Genomic DNA, 17726 nt, shown 5'->3' with positions numbered 1-17726 from the left:
ATTAGCTGCCTCCCTCTAATTGAATCTCTTGTCCGTAAACTTCAAATTCTGTCAACGCTGGAAAGGGCGAGTCATCTGTATGTTTAATCAATTGCTTCAACGTAACCGTCCTCGTTCTTTTAGGCTTGTAAGAGAAATATTGACGGTCATGCACATTGCTCGTTTCCAATAGCAGCTGCTCACCATCGGAGAATTCTAACGTAACCTTCTCCCAATAGCTGTCATGAGGATAGTCTCCCCGCAATACGAGGGCGATTTTATCAGTCAAGATTTCACGGCCAAAATCAATGGTTATCTGGGCATCCTCCTGCTGATTAATCCCCCAAGACTGGTACGGAAATGAGCCATGATCTTCGTTTGCGAGCATGCCGTCAATCGCATTTCGTGCGAAAAAAGTCGAATCATTGCGGGTCTCGACATTGGCAAAAGCATGCGGGTATGCCCCGGAATCCGCCTTCTGATCGTGGGCATTTAATGCCAAATTGCGATGGTTCTCTAGTTCATAAGACTTTGGCTTAAACGCGCGGATATAATGTCGCTCACCACTAAAAATCTTTGGCGAATAGGCTCTGCGCAATTCGGGATCTGTGATAATGGGAAATACCCACTGATTCTCGGTCAAATAAATCAAGCTTGCCGGAAGCGCTTCGTCGACTTGCACCCAAACGAAGCAATTCACTTCGCTAGATTCTAAGACGATTTCTTCTCCATTCGAATACGCGCGCGTTTTATAGGCTAAATAGGTCTCTTCTGCATGAGAACGCTCCTCTACGATATTTCCTTCATTATCAATCAATTTCAGTGTCAGCATTTTCTTCCTCCAGTTCTCTTTCTTCCTCATATATTGTGGAAAAAGGCTTAAGGTTGCCCTTAAGCCTATTTTTTACCAAATCAGAAAATCTGTGTCCAAAAGTCGCAAAATAGCTTCAACAAAATAGTAATCAGCATAAATGATCGGTACTTCTGTCCATTTTTCTTCATGATAACTGCCAGTAGAAAAATCGATCAGCCCATCCTTTTCCATATCCCAGATGGCATATTTTTCTTCTGTTGCATGTAAAATTTTAACTGCGGCATCGATATACAATGCTTTTTCATATTCATCGACATGCTTGGCGATTTCCAAAAAACCACAGGCGGCACACATACCAGCGGAAGTATCAATCATCACCGGTTCTTGTGGCGCTCTAAAATCTACCAACGGAATCCATTCTGTCTTTGCCACTTCAGAAATGAAATAATGCGCGACTTTTTTTGCCGTTTCCAGATAGTCCTTTTTCCCAGTATGGAGATAGCTCAAAGCAAACCCATAGATTGCCCAGGCCTGTCCACGGGACCAAGATGAACCGGAAGCATAACCCTGTCCAGCAGGTGTTTCCACTAGTTCCCCATTGGTGGAATCGAAAACACCGATATGATTGACTGAACCATCGGGTCTGACGATCTGATTCATCACTTTGTTGGCATGATCTTCCGCGATAAAACGAAAGCGTGGATCACCCACTACTTCCTCCGCCCAATAGAGCAACGGGATATTCAGCATGGAATCAATAATTACCCAGCCAGCCCGATCACGGTTCCATGAACGAATGAATTTCCCTCGCGGGTTATAGCGTCCTGCCAAAAGATGTGCCGCATGTAAGCCGCGAGCCTTGGAACGTTCGTTGCCCGTCAAGCGAAAATTTGCCACGGCTGTGTGGAGCCACATAAAACCAACATCATGATGCAGTCCAGTATAGACTTCAAATGCCTTGTCTAAAGCGGCTTCATTTAATTCTGCTGTTTGTTTGTAGATATCCTTTTCCGTTGCATGATACATTTGCCACATCATGCCTGACCAAAAACCATTGGTCCACCAAACCGGATCGGAAGTCCCCAGATCCTCTTCATAACGTCCCGTTGCTTCCTCTGGGATATAAGGAATCTTTCCTCCTTGACGTGTCGCTTCGACAGTCAATTTTTGGTCAATCTTTTCAAATATTTCTTTTGCCCATTGTGTTGTTTCTTCCTTGATCATCTAAATCGCTCCTTCTTGATTATGAGTTCTTGATCTTTCGTTTTAACATGATAAGTGTTTGCTGCCTCAATGAATTGAACCTCGACAGGCGCTTTTTTCTTCGAGCTTCCTGCCACTAGTGTGACGATGGTGTGTTTGCCTCTTGATAGTTCAGTTTTTAAAATTGGGATGCCATTTTTCTCAGGCGAATAAATATTGGTATTTGGACCCTGATTTACGACATCCGGCTGGCGGCTTTCGTTTAAATCCCTGATCAAACTAAAGCCGAAGCGATTCTCTAAATAGCTGCTGAAGGTATAGATCTTTGGTTGATCATACTTGGGATTCCATTCAAAAAGAGGAAATCCGCCTTCGATTGCTTCAACAGTGTATGGAGTGTCAATGACATGGATTCTCAAATGAGTAGCCCCATCGATGGGAACAAGGTAAGTTTCCACCTGCAGCTCGTTCCAAACGAACCACCGACTCCAGCTATAGGTCGGGAAAATCTTTGACGCCGAAATAGTCTGCCTTGATTGGTATTGGTCGTGCCCCTTCATTGAAAAAGCCAAGGTAGAATCAATCGCAAAGGATTCAATATTTTGACTGTCACGAGTCAAGTTGAAGCCAAAATAAGTCGAATAAGCAAACTTCGTATACTTTTCGTTTTGGTGATACATTTTTTGATTCTTGCAATATTGCAGATTACTCAGAGCAATCGTTTGTTCAGCACTTTGAGTAATGTGAAAGCCAGCGTGAGGCTGAACAGTCTGAGTTTTTATAGGCAGATTTTCTTCAAAAACAGACCAAAATAAGTCGTCAGAAGGCAATTCTAATAGAAGGAACGCCTTGAAGGCCCACATGGGTGAAGCAGGCGCATTGTAGTCCTCGGATAGGATCAGATGGTTGTAGCCATACCCGATTGAAAGATTTTTTCCTTTCGGCAGCTGAATAGGCTGCTGCCGCCAAAACCGTAAGTTTCGACCGATGATTCCTTTGATCTCGCCCAAACTCAGATCCGTCTTTTGATAGGCTCCGCTAACGACCAAAGCACTCCAAAAACTGATATGTGCAAAACGATACGTTAAGCTGCGGCCAAAAGGCAACGAACGCCCTTGAGGATCAAACCAATGCTTAAAATCATTTGCGAAAATAACCGCGCGCTTTACATATACTTGCCCTTGAGGATCACTTGAGAAACGACTGTAAAGCAGGCCGTAAAAATGAAATGCAAAGGCCACATAATAATCTCTTTGCTGATTTTCTCCATCGGAATACCAGCCATCTCCTAAATAAAACGATTCGATGCCTTCCTTTGCAACAGCCAAACGTTCCTCAGAGTATGGCAGATCCTGCTCCTTCAAGGCACCGTTGATAAGAATCAAAAAGAAATACCAATTGCCAGTCGGAAACTCGATCTGGTTCAGCTGATTCAGCCATTCAATCAAATAGGTACGCCCCGCCTTACTGAACAACTGTAAAAAAGCTTCCCCGAATTGACCAATCGCGTACCCAAGCACTCCAGCTTCTACCGCAATTTGACGATTTTCAGTCGAAACACGGGGCAATGTCCTTTCTTCGACACATTTTTGAAATTTCTTGATAGCGTCGAAACTTTTCAGCTTATCTATCGAACCGTTGCATGCGGGGATTATTCCCCAAAAAGGCCGCAAAATGCTTTCCAACTGACGAATTTCCTGCAAATAAGAGCCGCCGCTTTGTCTGAGATATTCATCGTCCTTTGGAAGCAGCTCCACCATGTATTCAAACAAATCGCTTTTCGTAAAGACCATTTTTAGAAAAACTCCTCAGTGCTCTCTTGGCAAGCGGGAATGAGTGTCAGTATTTTCATGCCTTCTTTGACACCAGAAATGATCTGTTCGATTGCTTCCGGTGAAGTCGTTTGACCGACGATAATCTCCATTGCAAGCGGCAAGTTGGTTCCGGTAACTAGGACAACGTTCTTCTTGGTTGTTAGCCGCATCGCTGAATTGCATACACTTCCGCCTGCGATATCACCGAGAATTACTGCCTCCGTATCCTCTGTGATCAGGGAATCGATTTTTTGAGCAATCTCATCTGGATGCTCTCCAGGCATCAGGCCGTAGGAAAACAAGTTCTCCTGTGGACCAATGATCATTTCGAGCGCCTTTTTTAAGCCGTGGGCAAATTCATTATGAGATATTAAGAAAAATTTTTTCTTCAAATTTAGTCACTCCTTCAATAGTCTGTTCATTTATATATAAGCAATTGGTGTGCCAATTATCTGTCGAAATTTAGCAGCTTTATTCGTATAAAAAAAAGCCCAACCAAACTTGAGACCTGATTAAGCTCTGTTATAGCCAAAAAATTAATTTTTTTCGATTGATAACGCCAACATTTTTTTGTTAAAATTATGACAGCTCGCCTTACCAATCCGACATAAATATTTGAAAAAACCGAATAATCCTCTTCCTACTTTTTTTCTATAAGAATAATTCAAATTATCGTTATTTATATTTTAAAGACCAAACCTTATTTATTCTATCGATCTTGTCATAAAGGTCATTACCCACAACTTTTATAAACAATAAGCAATAAAGGTATATCCGTTTTGCTATTCAATTATCAAAATATCCGTGTTATCCTATCGCTGTAGACAAAAAATATAACCGCTTGGCGGTAAATTGATAATTGGAGGATAGATTAGATGATGGCTTTAGTTAAGATTGGACAGCGAACCCTTTTTGGAGTAAAGAAAGATAATCTCGCAAAAAGAATTCGTACGTATTATGAACAAACAGGCAATGCGACAGAAGTTGTGGAGTACCTTGTTTCGATTCTTTTGCGCGGTGCTCTTTGTGTCGGAGACCACTCACTTGATCTGCTCGTGAACCTGATCCATCAGATCTTCCTTACCTCAGAACCCAATGATACTTTGCGCCAGCACGCCGTTTACTTCCAGAAATTTTTCAGCGAAGAGCAGTGGCAGACCGTCATCGCACGCCTTTTTCAAAACGAAGCCAATTTTCACAAAGCTACTAAGGAAACTTGTTTATATAACGAACTATTAATCAAAAGAAGTCAGATGAAAGCAGAAGAATCCGAAGAACAGTTCAAAATCGTATCCGTGTTTAAGGATGGCTCCGGGAAAAAGCACACTTGGACTCTGTCTAACACAAAAGAAATCCCGAAAGATTCAGAAAAAGACCAGGCTGAGGTCGCTGAATTATTGAAAATAATGACGACCTTAACGATCTTCGAGACCCCCGCTGGCGTTCGTCGCTTTACGGAATGCATGACCTATAAAAGCAAACGAGTTCGTACCGATGTCGAGTATGAAGTAACCGCAGCTCAACCAAAAGCGGCGAGTTCTGCCCAAATTTCTGCTAAGCCTGCAACAACCAAACAATCGCAAGCTTCTATTAATAATAGAAACAACGCACCTGAAAAAGCCCCAAGTTCAGGATCAGCCAATGTCAGCACGAAAAAAGCACTCGCCACAAATTCGGACACGCTGCTCTCGCTGCCAGAGGAGGCTCCGCCTACTAAGCTAAAAAGCTGCTCCGCCGCACCAAATCCAACTACAACAGAGAAACCACCTGTCACAAAAACAGTCAAGCAGCCTGAACCACTGGATACTCCTACCCTGCGCTATGGCAAAACAGAGGAACAGATTCAGGAAAATCGTGAGGCAAGGAAAAAGAAAAAGAGATTCGAACGGGTCTTGAGCTGGAAAAACAGAAAGAAAAAGTGACGCTTCCTGATGTGCGTCGACTTGTCTAATATCAAAAAAGCTGTGAAGACTAGGTTTATTTAGTATGGACAATTTTCGAGCTGATCCTATACATTTATCAAAAAAGCAGGGAAAAGTGAGTAGCTCACTACCCACTTTTCCCTGCAATATTCAAACTTATTATGGAGTTGCCAAGGTGCACCACTTTTTTCCTAACCTGCAATACCTAAAATCGTCAACGCAAAGGCTAAAACAAAGACCGCAATCAGTGCTCGAACGGGCTTATTGTGTTTGCGCAAGTAGGCAAAGCAAATCATTGTAATCCCAAGCGGTAACAATCCAGGCATGATAGAGTCAAAGACATTCTGCAAATTGAAAACTGTGCCTGATAATTTCGTTTCAAAAGTTGTTTTAAAAGTAACGAATTGTGCCGTCATCGCTCCAGTCATGATTAACCCAAGTACTGCGGAGCCTTTGGTAATCGCCGCAAAAGTTCCTGAACGCATTGCTTCAGAAATAAAGTTGCCTCCGGCCTTATAACCAACTACAGTCGTGAACCAGCGGATCAGCATATTGGGTACATTCATGATCAATAGAAATAGAATCGGTCCTAACATACTGCCTTCTTGACTCAAGCCAAGTGCGACACCAGTTGCCACGACCCGCAGGACAGATAGATAAACCGCATCACCGATACCTGCAAGTGGTCCCATCAACGAAGTCTTTAATGCCGAGATCGCGGTCGTGTCAAATTCTTCTCCGCGGTCCATCATTTCTTTGTTTTCTTCTTCCATCGACAGGTTCAAAGCTCCAATGAAGCCGTTCATCGCAGGAGCAGTATTGAAGAAATCTAAATGCCGACCCATGGCTTCATAAAATTCATCCGTATCTTTTCCGTAGATCTTCTGCAAGAATGGCGCCATCAACCAACCGTAAGTAATTCCTTGTTGCTTCGTATAACTGGTACAGAACATTAAGAACTGATTACGCCAAAACATCTTGGAAACTTTTTTTCGTTCTTCTTTATTCAGTGTCAACATACTATTTTTAGTCATCGAAAAAATCCTCGCTTTCATCTTCAGCAACCGCAGAACCGCTTACCGCTGTATTTGCGGGCTTCTTATTGGCCTTCAATTCAGACATTACGACAAGAGCAGCAATGATAAATCCTACAAAAGCAATTTGTACCAGTGAAAGGATATTCGTAGGTTGCGAAGTAACCACGCCATCCTTAACTTCCATTGTTTTTTGATAGAAGAAAAAGGCACCCATCGCAAAGCCTAGGAAATAGTATGGTGCTAAAGATTTTTGCCATAACATTTTTAGCAGTAGGGCTAAACCAATTGCTGGCAGCATAGTTGAAGCAACGGTCATAGAGCTTTGTACCCAAGTTGGCAGCCATTCGACAAATGCTTTAACGGCATCAGCACCAACTAAGATAACGATGAAGCCTAACAAGAAGTAACATAATTCAAAGCCCCAGAATTGAACTTGCCACAAACGGCTGAATGATTTGTAATTGTGCTCACGAATATGTTTTTCGAAGCGTGGAACCAGCGATGTAATAACCATCTTCATCACCGAATACAAGAGTGTGCCCAACATGGAGATAGGAACGGCTAAAGCAATCGCCACATTTAAATCTGACCCGACGATCATCGCGAAGGCGGCTCCGAAAATCGAACCTAAAGTGATATCTGAAGGCATCACGCCTCCAAGACTGACATTTCCTAAAAAGATAAGTTCAAGTTGCGCACCCATAATGATTCCTTCGGTGGGATGTCCCAATAAAACACCTAATAAAGCCACAATGAAAATTGGACGAGACAGCTGAGTCGAGCCCCACCAGTCTACAAATTTTGCTAAAGCTACTACGAAACCGACAATCAAAGCATTTGCTAACATAAAATTACCCTCCTATTAATGATTTAAGTGATTGAGGAGTGTCATCCGGTAATGGCTGATAATTAAAATCGTAGCCGAGATCAAACACTTGCTTCACTTGATCTTTATCTTCTAGTGACAGATACACGGTCTCAGTAATTTTCTCTTTATCTGACAATGAACCGCCAATTCTACCATAGTTCGCCATATTTAATATTGGCTTCTCATTGAGCTTTGGCAGAAGCTCTAGCACATACTTCGGTTCATTTGTCACAACCAGAATTTTCAATTTCTCCGAGCGGGGATCGTTCAAGATTGTTACTGCTTTTTCCAATGACAGTACGGCTACCTTTACGCCAGCTGGTCCAGCCATTTTCAATGCACTAATTTGAATCTCATTTTTTGCGATCGAGTCACTCACTACAACGATTCTATTTACCCCTAATTGTTTTGACCATTTCACGGCCACTTGACCATGGACGAGCCGATCATCGATTCGAATCATAGAAATCATTTTTATTCCTCCATTTCTTTTTTTGCATTTCACTTTACTATCAGCAATTCCCGTGCCAAATTCAGTCGATTTAATTTTTTTCCTGTTTCCAAGATCATTTTGGTTCATCTTAATTAAGCGTTTTCCTAGTGTGACAAGGTTAAAAAAATTTTATTATGACTATGACATTCGCGCTTATTTTAATAAGAACCTTCGCTGATTGACTCATTTATCTTCTTTTCTTTCTGTCGGTCGATAACTACTTTTGTGGCGGAGCGTTTTTAGAAAAAAACTGAACTCAATCGCTAGCTTTGAGTTCAGTTCACTTTATAAATATCTGATGAGCGCTTTTGCCACACCGGTCTGATCGTTCGTAGCCGTTACCTGATCAGCCACCGCTTTCACATGTTCCTGCGCATTTCCCATCGCGATGCCGATCCCGCTCAATTGTAATAACTCGATGTCATTTTCCTGATCCCCGATCGCAAGTGTGTCCGATAAAGGTATTCCCAAGTTGTCACATAAAAATTGAAGCGCCGTGCCTTTGTTGACACCTTCTGGAACATATTCAATATAGTGTGTGTCCGAAAAAATCGTAGGCAGGCCCGCTGCTTCTAGCCGCTTCTTTAGCCGCAGCAACCTGCCACGATCCTGATTCGTAAAAGCTAACTTCAAATAGTGAACAGCAGCATCCGCGATTTTTCCCTGCATTTCTTCCGCCGTCAGACGTCTAAGATCTGCTCGTTTAATCAAGAATTCTTGCACAAGCTCTGCCTGATCTTCTGCAACAACACGGTCACTGCCCGTTTGGTTACTGGCAACAAACGTGACTTTCTCTTCTTGTGCGATCTCAAAAGCCTTCTGCACATTTGACTTTTTTAGCTGCGAACTACGAAGGATTTTCAATTCTTCTTTTGTTTTTTGAGCAATAAACGTGCCATTCAAAGCTAAGATATAACCCTCCAGCTGCATCTCATCAAGCATTTCGACAGCTGAAACAACACTTCGCCCCGTCGCTAGGACAAGCTTCATTCCTTGCTGCTGAGCTCGTCGTAAAATTCGTGTATTTTCCTCTAGTAGTTGATGCTGACTGTTCAACAATGTTCCATCTAAATCAATAGCTGCTAATTTCATCTAAGGCCTCCAAATCTAGCAATCAAAAATGATGTCATACAAATAATTCAACTCATATTCACTAATCTCAATATTGTAGGCTGACTCCAAAATCTCCAACGATTCAGACAGAATCATTAATTTACGATCCTGAGGTCGGGTCTCCCCGCTGTAATGAGTCACCTCTTGATTTCGGATCAGGCGTTCAACCAAGCCTGCGATGTGGACATACAAGATGGCCTTTTTACTGTTGGTCAGCGTAAATTTTGCATGGCGTTCAAAGCGATCCATCACCTCATCAATGTAGGAGATGACGCGCTTCACATCTAAGATCGTTACTGCTGAAATCAAACGTTCGATCGATAGATTCCGTACCAAGTTATTATTGATCGTCTTTCTGATCTGCTCATCCTTGACCTCCGAAAAAATTCTGTCGATCATTTCCTGTCCGTGTCCAGAAATCAAGTCTTCTAGAGCGACATACGGGATATCGGCCACTCCTGGATCGGCGGTACCAACGATCCCCTGCACTTCATACATCTTAAAGAGTGAATTCTCTCGTCCGTATTTCTTTAAATAGTGATAATCAACCGCCTCCACATGGAAGCCCGTCTCTTCAGGAATACTAGATTGTAAAAATTCCTTCAATTGCTGGGCGGCGCCCAATCCCGTTTGACAGACGGTAACGATCATTAACTCTTGCTCTTTTGCCGGATACGTCATTTTGTATTCAAACGGCATATGATCGGCGATCTTTTCTGCGATGATTTCTAAATCCGTTTTTTTCTTCAGCATTTCGCCGACAAATAAGGCTTGCTGCGTCGTCACATTGTTCATGATCAAGAGCGGACCGGATAATTGCTCCATACTATCCGCTAAAAACATCAAAGAGCCCATATCCGCTAAGATCACCAGTCCTTTTGAGCAATCGTTGCTTTTAATGTAATGATTCATATACTCTTTGACTTTTTCTAAAGAAACATTGAAGGGCATGTCGAAAGAATCAAAAAGGTGTTCATCCATAAAGCGGTTGACCACATCCGCGATGCTGCTGGCAGTCGAGAAACCATGGGCAAGAATCACGCCGCGAACTTCTGGCTTTTTCACCTCGAGGTCTAATCCCTTTAAGTAGAAGGTTAATAAAACTTTTTCTGAATCCGTCAAGGTAACGTCCAGTTTTGATTCCAACAGTTCTAATAATGCATTCAATAATTTTGATTCCATCAGCAAATTGATCGAAATGAACTCTTTGATCTCTTCTAGCTGCTTCTGAGACAATTTGGGAATATCAAAAATAAAACTGCTGCGCTTGTACAAATAGCTGGTCAATGCGACAATCGAATTCCCCCGCATCTTGATGAAAAAGCTGGATTCAAGGAAGTTTACCAGCTCTTTTACCGTATTTCTCAAAAGCTTCAATGTGTTTTTTTCTTCATTATCCTCATAGACCAGCATCTCAACGACCGTCGTTGCTTCTCTGGATAACTGTTGAACCAAGTATTCCTCAGTCACTTCCTCTATCTGATATTGCTGGAACAGCTTTTCAAATACCTTGAAAATGCCATTGATCATCAGACTCTCCGCAGTATCAGTATGGATAAAATCCGTAATCTGACTTTCAGGTGAGACCAAAAGATCCGTATCTTCAATATTGTCGATCTCCTTCAGTGATAAGAAACGCGACATCAAACTCTCTTCTAGAGACTCCGCGCTGATAATCACCTGTTTCTGATTGTTCTGTCGACCGTATGCGCCAGCGCAAATAATCTTAATCAGATTTTTAAGCTCCCCCACATTATCTCTGTAGTTGAGAGACATTAAACGATTCATGATCCAAGGAGTGACAATAATCTCCTTGTTGAACTTGCGACTCTCCTGAATCAAAAAGGTATAAATGTACTCTGAAATTTCTTGACTTGTTCGTTCCTGCAGCGAAGGAATATTGATCGTGATGGGGATGCGCCGGACGAAGGTTCGCAAAAAATTATCCTGAATATCCTCGGTCGTAGCAAAAATCAGCCGGACCTTTGATTTACGGAGTTTGTTGTTTTCCCCCATCCGAGAAAAATGCTGATTATCAATAAAGGTGAAAAGTTTTTCCTGACTTTCAGGCGATAGTCGATGGCATTCATCTAAAAACAAAACGCCTTGATCAGCGGCTTCAAGCAGACCAACCTGATTTTCCTCCGCCCCAGTAAAAGCTCCTTTTTTATAGCCAAATAGAATACTGCTCAACAATTCCTCGTTATGATAATACTGTGCGCAATTTAGTTCTAAAAAAGGCGCTTCCGGCTCCACTAATCCCTGTTCGACACAAAATTCATAGGTTTTCCGCGCCAAGAGACTTTTTCCGACTCCGGTATCGCCATGAAACATGATTGGCAGGCCTGTTCCCGGATAATAGACAGAGGCTTTTATTTGGTCGACCACCATTTGCAGACTGGAATGCGCCCCAATCACCGAGGAAAAAACTTCGCTGTTTTTACTGTCATTATTCCGCTTCTCATCTAATAACTGACTGAACCCATCATAGACAGCCTGCTGCGGTTCAAAAAATCGTTCTTCAAACGTTGCTTTATGATAGAACAAAGCAGGTCGGCTTTTTACTTTGATCGCCAGACCTTCCTTAATAAATTCATTCAAATACTGGCTGGTCGTATTGCGCTGAATACCAACCATTTCAGAAATTCCCTCTGCTGTTAGATACTCCTCTGGCGCGATTTTTTCAACAGCCTCAGTATTCGCTGCTAAAATTGCTAAAACTTTGTTTTTCGACATTTCATTCACATCCTTTCTTGTGAAAAAGAATATAACTTCATATACTAGTATAGTAAAATTTTTTCGACACTTCTACCAATTATCAAGTTTGTGTCGAAACCATCTCGTCTTTCTACGAAATAAAAAATATAAAATGAGCAGCACTCATAGTATCGAGGCTGCTCTCCACATTTTATTCCGGCTGTTTCCCGATGTATGCTAAGATGCCGCCGTCGACATAAAGAATGTGACCATTTACGAAATCTGATGCCGCCGAAGCAAGAAAGACTGCTGGACCGGCTAAATCACTGGTTTCGCCCCAGCGCGCTGCTGGTGTTTTTGATACGATAAATTGATCGAATGGATGGCGAGAACCATCGGCTTGGCGTTCTCTCAAGGGTGCGGTTTGTGGTGTTGCGATATAGCCTGGACCGATTCCGTTACACTGGATATTGGCCTCGCCAAACTCAGAGCAGATATTTTTCGTTAGCATTTTCAAGCCGCCTTTAGCAGCTGCGTAGCCAGCTACGGTTTCCCGTCCCAGCTCACTCATCATTGAGCAAATATTGATGATCTTCCCCTGCCCCTTCTTGATCATGGATGGTAGCACTGCCTTAGAAACGATAAATGGAGCGTTCAAATCCACGTCGACGACTTGACGAAAATCTTCTGCGGACATATCTAGCATCGGGATCCGTTTGATGATGCCGGCATTATTGACTAAAATATCAATCACACCGACTTCTTCTTCAATCTGTTTGACCATCGCTGCAACGGCTTCTTCATTTGTTACGTCACAGACATAGCCATGAGCCGTGATTCCTTCTTTTTGATAATTCGCCAACCCTTTGTCTACTGATGCTTGATCTAAATTATTAAACACGATCGTTGCTCCTGCAGCCGCCAGCGATCTGGCGATTTCGAAACCAATGCCATAAACCGCTCCTGTCACTAGTGCAATCTTGCCATCTAAACGAAACATATCCATGTTAAATTCCATCTTCGTTCCTCATTTCTATTTTTATTTCAATTCATCCATTGCGACCATATCCATGTCTGTATAAGTAATATTTTCTCCGCACATCGCCCAGATAAAGGAATAATTACTGGTTCCGATACCAGAGTGAATCGACCAGCTTGGTGAGATGACCGCTTGTTCTTGATCTACTACTAAATGCTTCGTTTCATCAGGCTTGCCCATCATATGAAAGACGCGCGTATCTTCGTTGGCGTAATCAAAATAAACATATGCCTCCATCCGGCGTTCATGAGTGTGACATGGCATCGTATTCCATGCACTGCCAGGTTCTAAGATCGTATAACCCATTTGCAGCTGACAGCTTTCACAAACATTTGGATGGATATACTGATATATTTTTCGTTCATTCAACGTTTCGCCGTCGCCTGTTTCCATCGGCTGGATCTGATCAATGCTGATTTTCACATTTGGGTACTTCTTGTGAGCAGGGACAGAGCTAACATAGAACTTCGCAGGATTGGCCGGATCATCAGAAGAAAACACGACCCGCTTCGTCTCTTTTCCGATATAGTAGCCATCCTGTTTTTTCATCAGTTCTTTTTGTCCGTCGATTTCAATCGTTCCTGAACCACCAATATTGATCACACCCAGCTCACGACGTTCTAAAAAGTAATCTACACCTAATTCCGTGCTTAAAATGATCTCCAAAGCTTCATTCGTCGGTGTGACTCCACCAAAAATCATCCGGTCATTGTGGGTATAGGTCAAAGCTATTTCACCCTACACAAAAACTTTCTCTACTAAAAATTCACGACGCAAGTCTTCTGTCGAATAGTTTCTGATATCCTCAGGGCTATGGGTATAGCGTGTTTCCATATTTTGCATCCTTACAACACTCCTTCTTTATTCGTTCACTTTATATGAAGCAAGATTCATGCCACAATCTGTCGAATTAAACTAAATCCACTAGTAAGGAACATCCCATGAAGCCGTTTGAAAAAGCTATTCGACACTTGCCAGATGTTTCCTTTAATAAAATGTTTTGCGTCTCAATTCCGCAGGTCTTTGTAATCTTCTTAAGTTCAAAAGGCAATTCAATCTCATCTTGATCAAAATTATGAATGACGATCAAGGCCTTTTTCTGATGAAAACGCAGCACGATCTGACAGCCGTTTGGTTCACCATAGGAAAGAACCTCATCTCGAAAAATCTTTGTTTTCCCCTGCTTAATCAACGGCTTCGCTTCCTCGTAAAAGGTCATGCAGTCATCGATCACCTGCCATTGAGTAGAAGACAGCTCATTGATATCACCCGACAGACACATCCGTCCCAGAAAAGTACCGGTCATTGAATAATAAAGCCGCTGCAGCGAATCTTGTTTTCTGAATACCGCCCAGATCAGGCTTTGTCTTGGAGACATCAAATGGTGCAGGTTCGCCGCAACGATCGGAATACAGACTGCTTCATGGGCATCCGAAAAACTGGAGAGATCCGTCAGTTCCATCATGGAGTGCTCCAGACGATGTCCGCCAGAAGAACAGTTTTCGATGATTAAATCAGGCAGCTGGCTTTGAATCTCGCGAATAAAGTCTTGACTTGCTTCGACTTGCTGCCGACAGGCTTCACCTAGGGATTCTTCTCCATCAAATCCGATCCCAAAGTTTTCATTGTAATCGATCTTCAAATAGCCGATCTCATTTTCTTTGAGAAAGCGAATGACCTTTTCTCCTAGATAATTTTTCACCCAGGGGTCGCGCATATCCCAAAAACGCCGGCTGCCAACCGTTAGTGGATACCCATCTTTTTCCAACAGATGCTCCAAGAAGCTGCTGGCGATTGATTCACTACCGACTGTTTCGATTTCAAACCAGATTCCGGGGATCATCTGATTTTTCTTGATCGTATCAACAACAGACTTCAGACCATTAGGAAACTGCTCCTGATTGACTTGCCAATCGCCATGACTCTTCTCCCATCCGTGCTCATTTGTATACCAGCCCGCATCAATAACGTAATATTGGATATTTTTATCTTTTAAAGCATTTAAGTTTTCTAGTATAGAAGCTTCAGTCGGATGGCCCCACGTCGTACAAAATTCATTAAATTGAACCGCAAGCTCAGCCTCACTTGGATGTTGTTTTCCGTCAACTGCTGCCTCCAGTCTTTCTGTTAATCACTGAGAAGCTGATTCTTCATCTCCTTGAGTAACTGTAAGATAAGCCTTCGGTGAGCTAAATGATGCGCCCGGCTGAACCCGTTTGAGCCAATGGCCATAATCCCGATCCGCCAAGCCCCCTGCCAGACACAGATCTTCATCTAAACGATAAGCTTCGATCTGCCACGAACCAGGCTGAGCGATGCAGGCCGACCAGGTCACATTTTTTTGCTGATCATGGACAGCTACGTACGGGAACCAGCCGCTCACTGGCATTGATCCCACTTGTCCGAACTTCTCTAAACCGACACCAGACGGTTTCCAAGATGGCTCCAGCTGCAGCTCTTCAATCAGCTTTGTCATTTGGCGACCTTCAAAACTCCATTTACTCTGATACCTCGTTAGACTCAAATTTCCGATCGGATTTTCCTCATGAAATGGACTCAAATTACTCAAGGAAAAACTAGCCAGCATTTCAAGCGTTTGCGTTTTTCCTGAACGATTCTCGAAAGTAACAAAGGTTTCGATCACAGAAGCGCCATCCTGCCAGACAACATGATGGATATAATGATTTCCTTTATCATCAATCAAACGAGTTTGAATCTCTTTTTCGAACTTGTTCGTATGGACTTCTTGATCCAAAAGTTCAAGTTTTTTAACCGTCTGATTGTTGCGCATCGTTTTTCCTGTGCAAAAGCCCTTAGGATAGTCGTCACCAAGAAGTTTTACTTGGACGAGAGAATCATATTTGATTTTTTTGGGTAAAGTGACCTCTTTTTGCAGAGCTTCAGGTACCAAGATCCATTCCACCGATTCCGGTGTTTGATAGTATTCAATGACCATATCGCCAAAAGTGAACGTGCTGATTTTTTTCATTTTAGTATTCCCTCCATTCACTTTTATGTAAGCAAGTTCCATACCAGAATCTGTCGAAAAAAGCTGCTTCAAAGAAGAACATCCTTTGAAGCAGCTTTTTAAAATTATACGATGCCTAATACCGCGCACCCTGCCACGATGACAACATAGACTAAAATCAATTTGATCGCAGAAATATTCTTCTTTCGCAGCAAATAATATCCCAGAAGGACTAAGCAAATCGGAAGGATATTTGGAAAGATTCCATCGAGTATCTCTTGAAAATTGACTTCATTCATTTTGGATTTATAGGAAAGGGTCAAGTTGAAGTTGACAAATTGCGCAGTGACAGCTCCCATGACTGTTAATCCCAAAACCGCCATCGCCGATTGGATTTTTTCCATCGTATCTCCTAAAACTGATTGAAAGGCTTCTTTACCAAGCTTCAACCCTTGGTAAAAGGTAAAACGGGTGACGAATAATTGCAATGTGAAAACGGTCAAAACTACGAAGATCGCACCCAAAGGACTGCCGCCTGTTGATAGACCGATAGCAACACTGAAAACGATGGGATAAAGGGTTGCTTGAAATAATGAGTCGCCGATTCCTGCTACTGGCCCCATCATTCCTACCTTCAAATTCTCGATCATTTCGTCCGAGATATCTCCTCCATTGGCCTTTTCAATTTCCATCGAAGCGACGATTCCATTAATTAATCCGCCTAGATAAGGATGTGTGTTAAAAAAAGTCGTGTGACGTTTTATACTGGCTACTTGCTTTTCCTTATCATCCTTATATAATTCTTTGAACAGCGGAATCATACTCATCGCAAAACCCGGTGCTTCTAAACGTTCAAAACCAAAAACTCCCAAACAGTATTTAAACCACGTCCACCAAGTTTTATCCAATGTTTTTTTTGACACTTGAATATCTTTTATAGAATTCTCCATTAAAGTACAGCCTCCTCATCATTCATATCGTCAAAGGTATCTGAAGAGTTAGAATTACTTGATGTATTTCCATTATTGTTAGATAACATATAGAAGATTACCGCTAGACACCCTGCCACAACTGCTACCGTCACCATGTTCATTTTTGACGAGATCATAATGATGCCTAATAAAAAGAAGGCGAACATTTTCTTATCCTTCACTGTATTTGATAATAAGATTGCGATCCCGACTGCTGGCAGAACCCCACCCAGTACAGACATGATATGAAGAATAATTTCTGGAATGCTATTTAAGAAATTTTGGGCGAAGGTCGCGCCTAACAGGACCGTCACTAGTGTGATTCCAAATCGCATAGTAAAGGAAGTCAGCATCGGACCAAAAATATAGACACGTCTCATGCCTTCGATATTTCCTTTCGCTAGTTGACGATCGGCCATTGCGTTAAAAACAGACATAAACGTTTCATATGCAGTAAACAAAGCCGCACCTAGCACCCCGATCGTTGTCGCCAATGTCACCGCAACCGTCGTATCTGCCCCGGCGATCATTGCCAAAGCTATGGAAGGATACGAAACAAAAGACATATCTGCTGCCGCAACTCCACCAGCCACTACATTTCCTAAATACATGGCTTGAATCGCTGCACCTATTGCTACACCTGTACCCAAATCACCAAGAATAAGTCCAATAATCGCTCCACCAACAATGGGGCGAGCCAGCATATCCGAAAGTGCCAATCCTAAAGGCTGAGGATTCTCTATACTTCCTAACCAACAGGCAATACCAATCATTATTGCTTGAAAAACCGAAACATCCATTCTTCATC

Annotated in this window: 15 protein-coding genes and 1 pseudogene; 1 reads left to right on the top strand and 15 read right to left on the bottom strand. The window is 42.4% G+C overall.

Annotation, left to right across the window (positions count from 1 at the left end; all coding sequences use genetic code 11):
• Position 1 precedes the first annotated feature (1 nt).
• The 4 genes from E6139_RS06095 to E6139_RS06080 form a co-directional block, all read right to left on the bottom strand.
• Entirely contained in the window at positions 2–811 is an 810-nt protein-coding gene (locus E6139_RS06095) for a hypothetical protein (protein WP_316402170.1), read from the bottom strand.
• 72 nt (positions 812–883) lie between these two features.
• The gene (locus E6139_RS06090) at positions 884–2017 is read right to left on the bottom strand and encodes a glycoside hydrolase family 88 protein (protein WP_316402169.1); all 1134 of its coding nucleotides are present in this window, start codon (positions 2015–2017) and stop codon (positions 884–886) included.
• A complete protein-coding gene (locus E6139_RS06085; protein ID WP_316402168.1) occupies positions 2014–3789 on the bottom strand; it encodes a DUF2264 domain-containing protein in 1776 nt (591 codons plus the stop codon). Before E6139_RS06085 ends, E6139_RS06090 begins: the two co-directional genes overlap by 4 nt.
• A gap of 2 nt (positions 3790–3791) precedes the next feature.
• Positions 3792–4202 carry a PTS mannose transporter subunit IIA gene (locus tag E6139_RS06080; protein ID WP_316402167.1) on the bottom strand — a complete coding sequence of 137 codons (411 nt, stop codon included), beginning with the start codon at positions 4200–4202 and terminating at the stop codon, positions 3792–3794.
• Between the two features lie 483 nt (positions 4203–4685).
• Between E6139_RS06080 and E6139_RS06075 the strand changes: the two genes are divergently transcribed.
• On the top strand, positions 4686–5732 hold the full coding sequence (locus tag E6139_RS06075) for a hypothetical protein (protein WP_316402166.1): 1047 nt from the start codon (positions 4686–4688) through the stop codon (positions 5730–5732).
• Positions 5733–5923: 191 nt separating this feature from the next.
• Here the strand turns inward: E6139_RS06075 and E6139_RS06070 are convergent, their stop codons facing one another.
• The 11 genes and pseudogenes from E6139_RS06070 to E6139_RS06020 form a co-directional block, all read right to left on the bottom strand.
• The gene (locus E6139_RS06070; RefSeq protein WP_316402165.1) at positions 5924–6766 is read right to left on the bottom strand and encodes a PTS system mannose/fructose/sorbose family transporter subunit IID; all 843 of its coding nucleotides are present in this window, start codon (positions 6764–6766) and stop codon (positions 5924–5926) included.
• A complete protein-coding gene (locus tag E6139_RS06065) occupies positions 6759–7616 on the bottom strand; it encodes a PTS sugar transporter subunit IIC (RefSeq protein ID WP_316402164.1) in 858 nt (285 codons plus the stop codon). The genes E6139_RS06070 and E6139_RS06065 overlap by 8 nt, the downstream gene beginning before the upstream one ends.
• A 4-nt stretch (positions 7617–7620) precedes the next feature.
• Positions 7621–8109, bottom strand: a complete 489-nt coding sequence (locus tag E6139_RS06060) for a PTS sugar transporter subunit IIB (RefSeq protein ID WP_316402163.1) — start codon at positions 8107–8109, stop codon at positions 7621–7623.
• A 306-nt stretch (positions 8110–8415) separates the two neighbouring features.
• Positions 8416–9222: an HAD family hydrolase gene (locus tag E6139_RS06055; RefSeq protein WP_316402162.1), complete on the bottom strand. Its 807-nt coding sequence runs from the start codon at positions 9220–9222 to the stop codon at positions 8416–8418.
• A gap of 15 nt (positions 9223–9237) precedes the next feature.
• Positions 9238–11979 (bottom strand): sigma 54-interacting transcriptional regulator, encoded by a 2742-nt coding sequence (locus E6139_RS06050; protein ID WP_316402161.1) that lies wholly within the window; start codon positions 11977–11979, stop codon positions 9238–9240.
• A 172-nt stretch (positions 11980–12151) separates the two neighbouring features.
• Positions 12152–12958, bottom strand: a complete 807-nt coding sequence (locus tag E6139_RS06045; RefSeq protein WP_316402159.1) for a gluconate 5-dehydrogenase — start codon at positions 12956–12958, stop codon at positions 12152–12154.
• Positions 12959–12979: 21 nt separating this feature from the next.
• Positions 12980–13822, bottom strand: a pseudogene (gene kduI, locus E6139_RS06040) (5-dehydro-4-deoxy-D-glucuronate isomerase).
• Positions 13823–13889: 67 nt separating this feature from the next.
• Positions 13890–15098, bottom strand: coding sequence for an alpha-galactosidase (locus E6139_RS06035; RefSeq protein ID WP_316402189.1), 1209 nt, complete (start codon positions 15096–15098; stop codon positions 13890–13892).
• 12 nt (positions 15099–15110) lie between these two features.
• Positions 15111–15968 carry a hypothetical protein gene (locus E6139_RS06030; protein WP_316402158.1) on the bottom strand — a complete coding sequence of 286 codons (858 nt, stop codon included), beginning with the start codon at positions 15966–15968 and terminating at the stop codon, positions 15111–15113.
• Positions 15969–16072: 104 nt separating this feature from the next.
• Entirely contained in the window at positions 16073–16897 is an 825-nt protein-coding gene (locus E6139_RS06025) for a PTS system mannose/fructose/sorbose family transporter subunit IID (RefSeq protein ID WP_316402157.1), read from the bottom strand.
• Positions 16897–17718 (bottom strand): PTS sugar transporter subunit IIC, encoded by an 822-nt coding sequence (locus E6139_RS06020; RefSeq protein ID WP_316402155.1) that lies wholly within the window; start codon positions 17716–17718, stop codon positions 16897–16899. The genes E6139_RS06025 and E6139_RS06020 overlap by 1 nt, the downstream gene beginning before the upstream one ends.
• Positions 17719–17726 lie beyond the last annotated feature (8 nt).

The sequence above is a fragment of the Enterococcus sp. genome, from assembly GCF_032555305.1.
Lineage (GTDB): Bacteria > Bacillota > Bacilli > Lactobacillales > Enterococcaceae > Enterococcus_A.
The sequence above is the reverse complement of the archived record's forward strand: the minus strand, read 5'-3'. Positions and strand labels throughout refer to the sequence as shown.

Excerpts from the sequence above, each read along its gene's own strand:
- E6139_RS06095 (WP_316402170.1), bottom strand. The coding sequence starts at position 811 with ATGCTGACACTGAAATTGATTGATAATGAAGGAAATATCGTAGAGGAG.
- E6139_RS06090 (WP_316402169.1), bottom strand. The coding sequence starts at position 2,017 with ATGATCAAGGAAGAAACAACACAATGGGCAAAAGAAATATTTGAAAAG.
- E6139_RS06085 (WP_316402168.1), bottom strand. The coding sequence starts at position 3,789 with ATGGTCTTTACGAAAAGCGATTTGTTTGAATACATGGTGGAGCTGCTT.
- E6139_RS06075 (WP_316402166.1), top strand. The coding sequence starts at position 4,686 with ATGATGGCTTTAGTTAAGATTGGACAGCGAACCCTTTTTGGAGTAAAG.
- E6139_RS06070 (WP_316402165.1), bottom strand. The coding sequence starts at position 6,766 with ATGACTAAAAATAGTATGTTGACACTGAATAAAGAAGAACGAAAAAAA.
- E6139_RS06065 (WP_316402164.1), bottom strand. The coding sequence starts at position 7,616 with ATGTTAGCAAATGCTTTGATTGTCGGTTTCGTAGTAGCTTTAGCAAAA.
- E6139_RS06060 (WP_316402163.1), bottom strand. The coding sequence starts at position 8,109 with ATGATTTCTATGATTCGAATCGATGATCGGCTCGTCCATGGTCAAGTG.
- E6139_RS06055 (WP_316402162.1), bottom strand. The coding sequence starts at position 9,222 with ATGAAATTAGCAGCTATTGATTTAGATGGAACATTGTTGAACAGTCAG.
- E6139_RS06050 (WP_316402161.1), bottom strand. The coding sequence starts at position 11,979 with ATGTCGAAAAACAAAGTTTTAGCAATTTTAGCAGCGAATACTGAGGCT.
- E6139_RS06045 (WP_316402159.1), bottom strand. The coding sequence starts at position 12,958 with ATGGAATTTAACATGGATATGTTTCGTTTAGATGGCAAGATTGCACTA.
- E6139_RS06030 (WP_316402158.1), bottom strand. The coding sequence starts at position 15,968 with ATGAAAAAAATCAGCACGTTCACTTTTGGCGATATGGTCATTGAATAC.
- E6139_RS06025 (WP_316402157.1), bottom strand. The coding sequence starts at position 16,897 with ATGGAGAATTCTATAAAAGATATTCAAGTGTCAAAAAAAACATTGGAT.
- E6139_RS06020 (WP_316402155.1), bottom strand. The coding sequence starts at position 17,718 with ATGGATGTTTCGGTTTTTCAAGCAATAATGATTGGTATTGCCTGTTGG.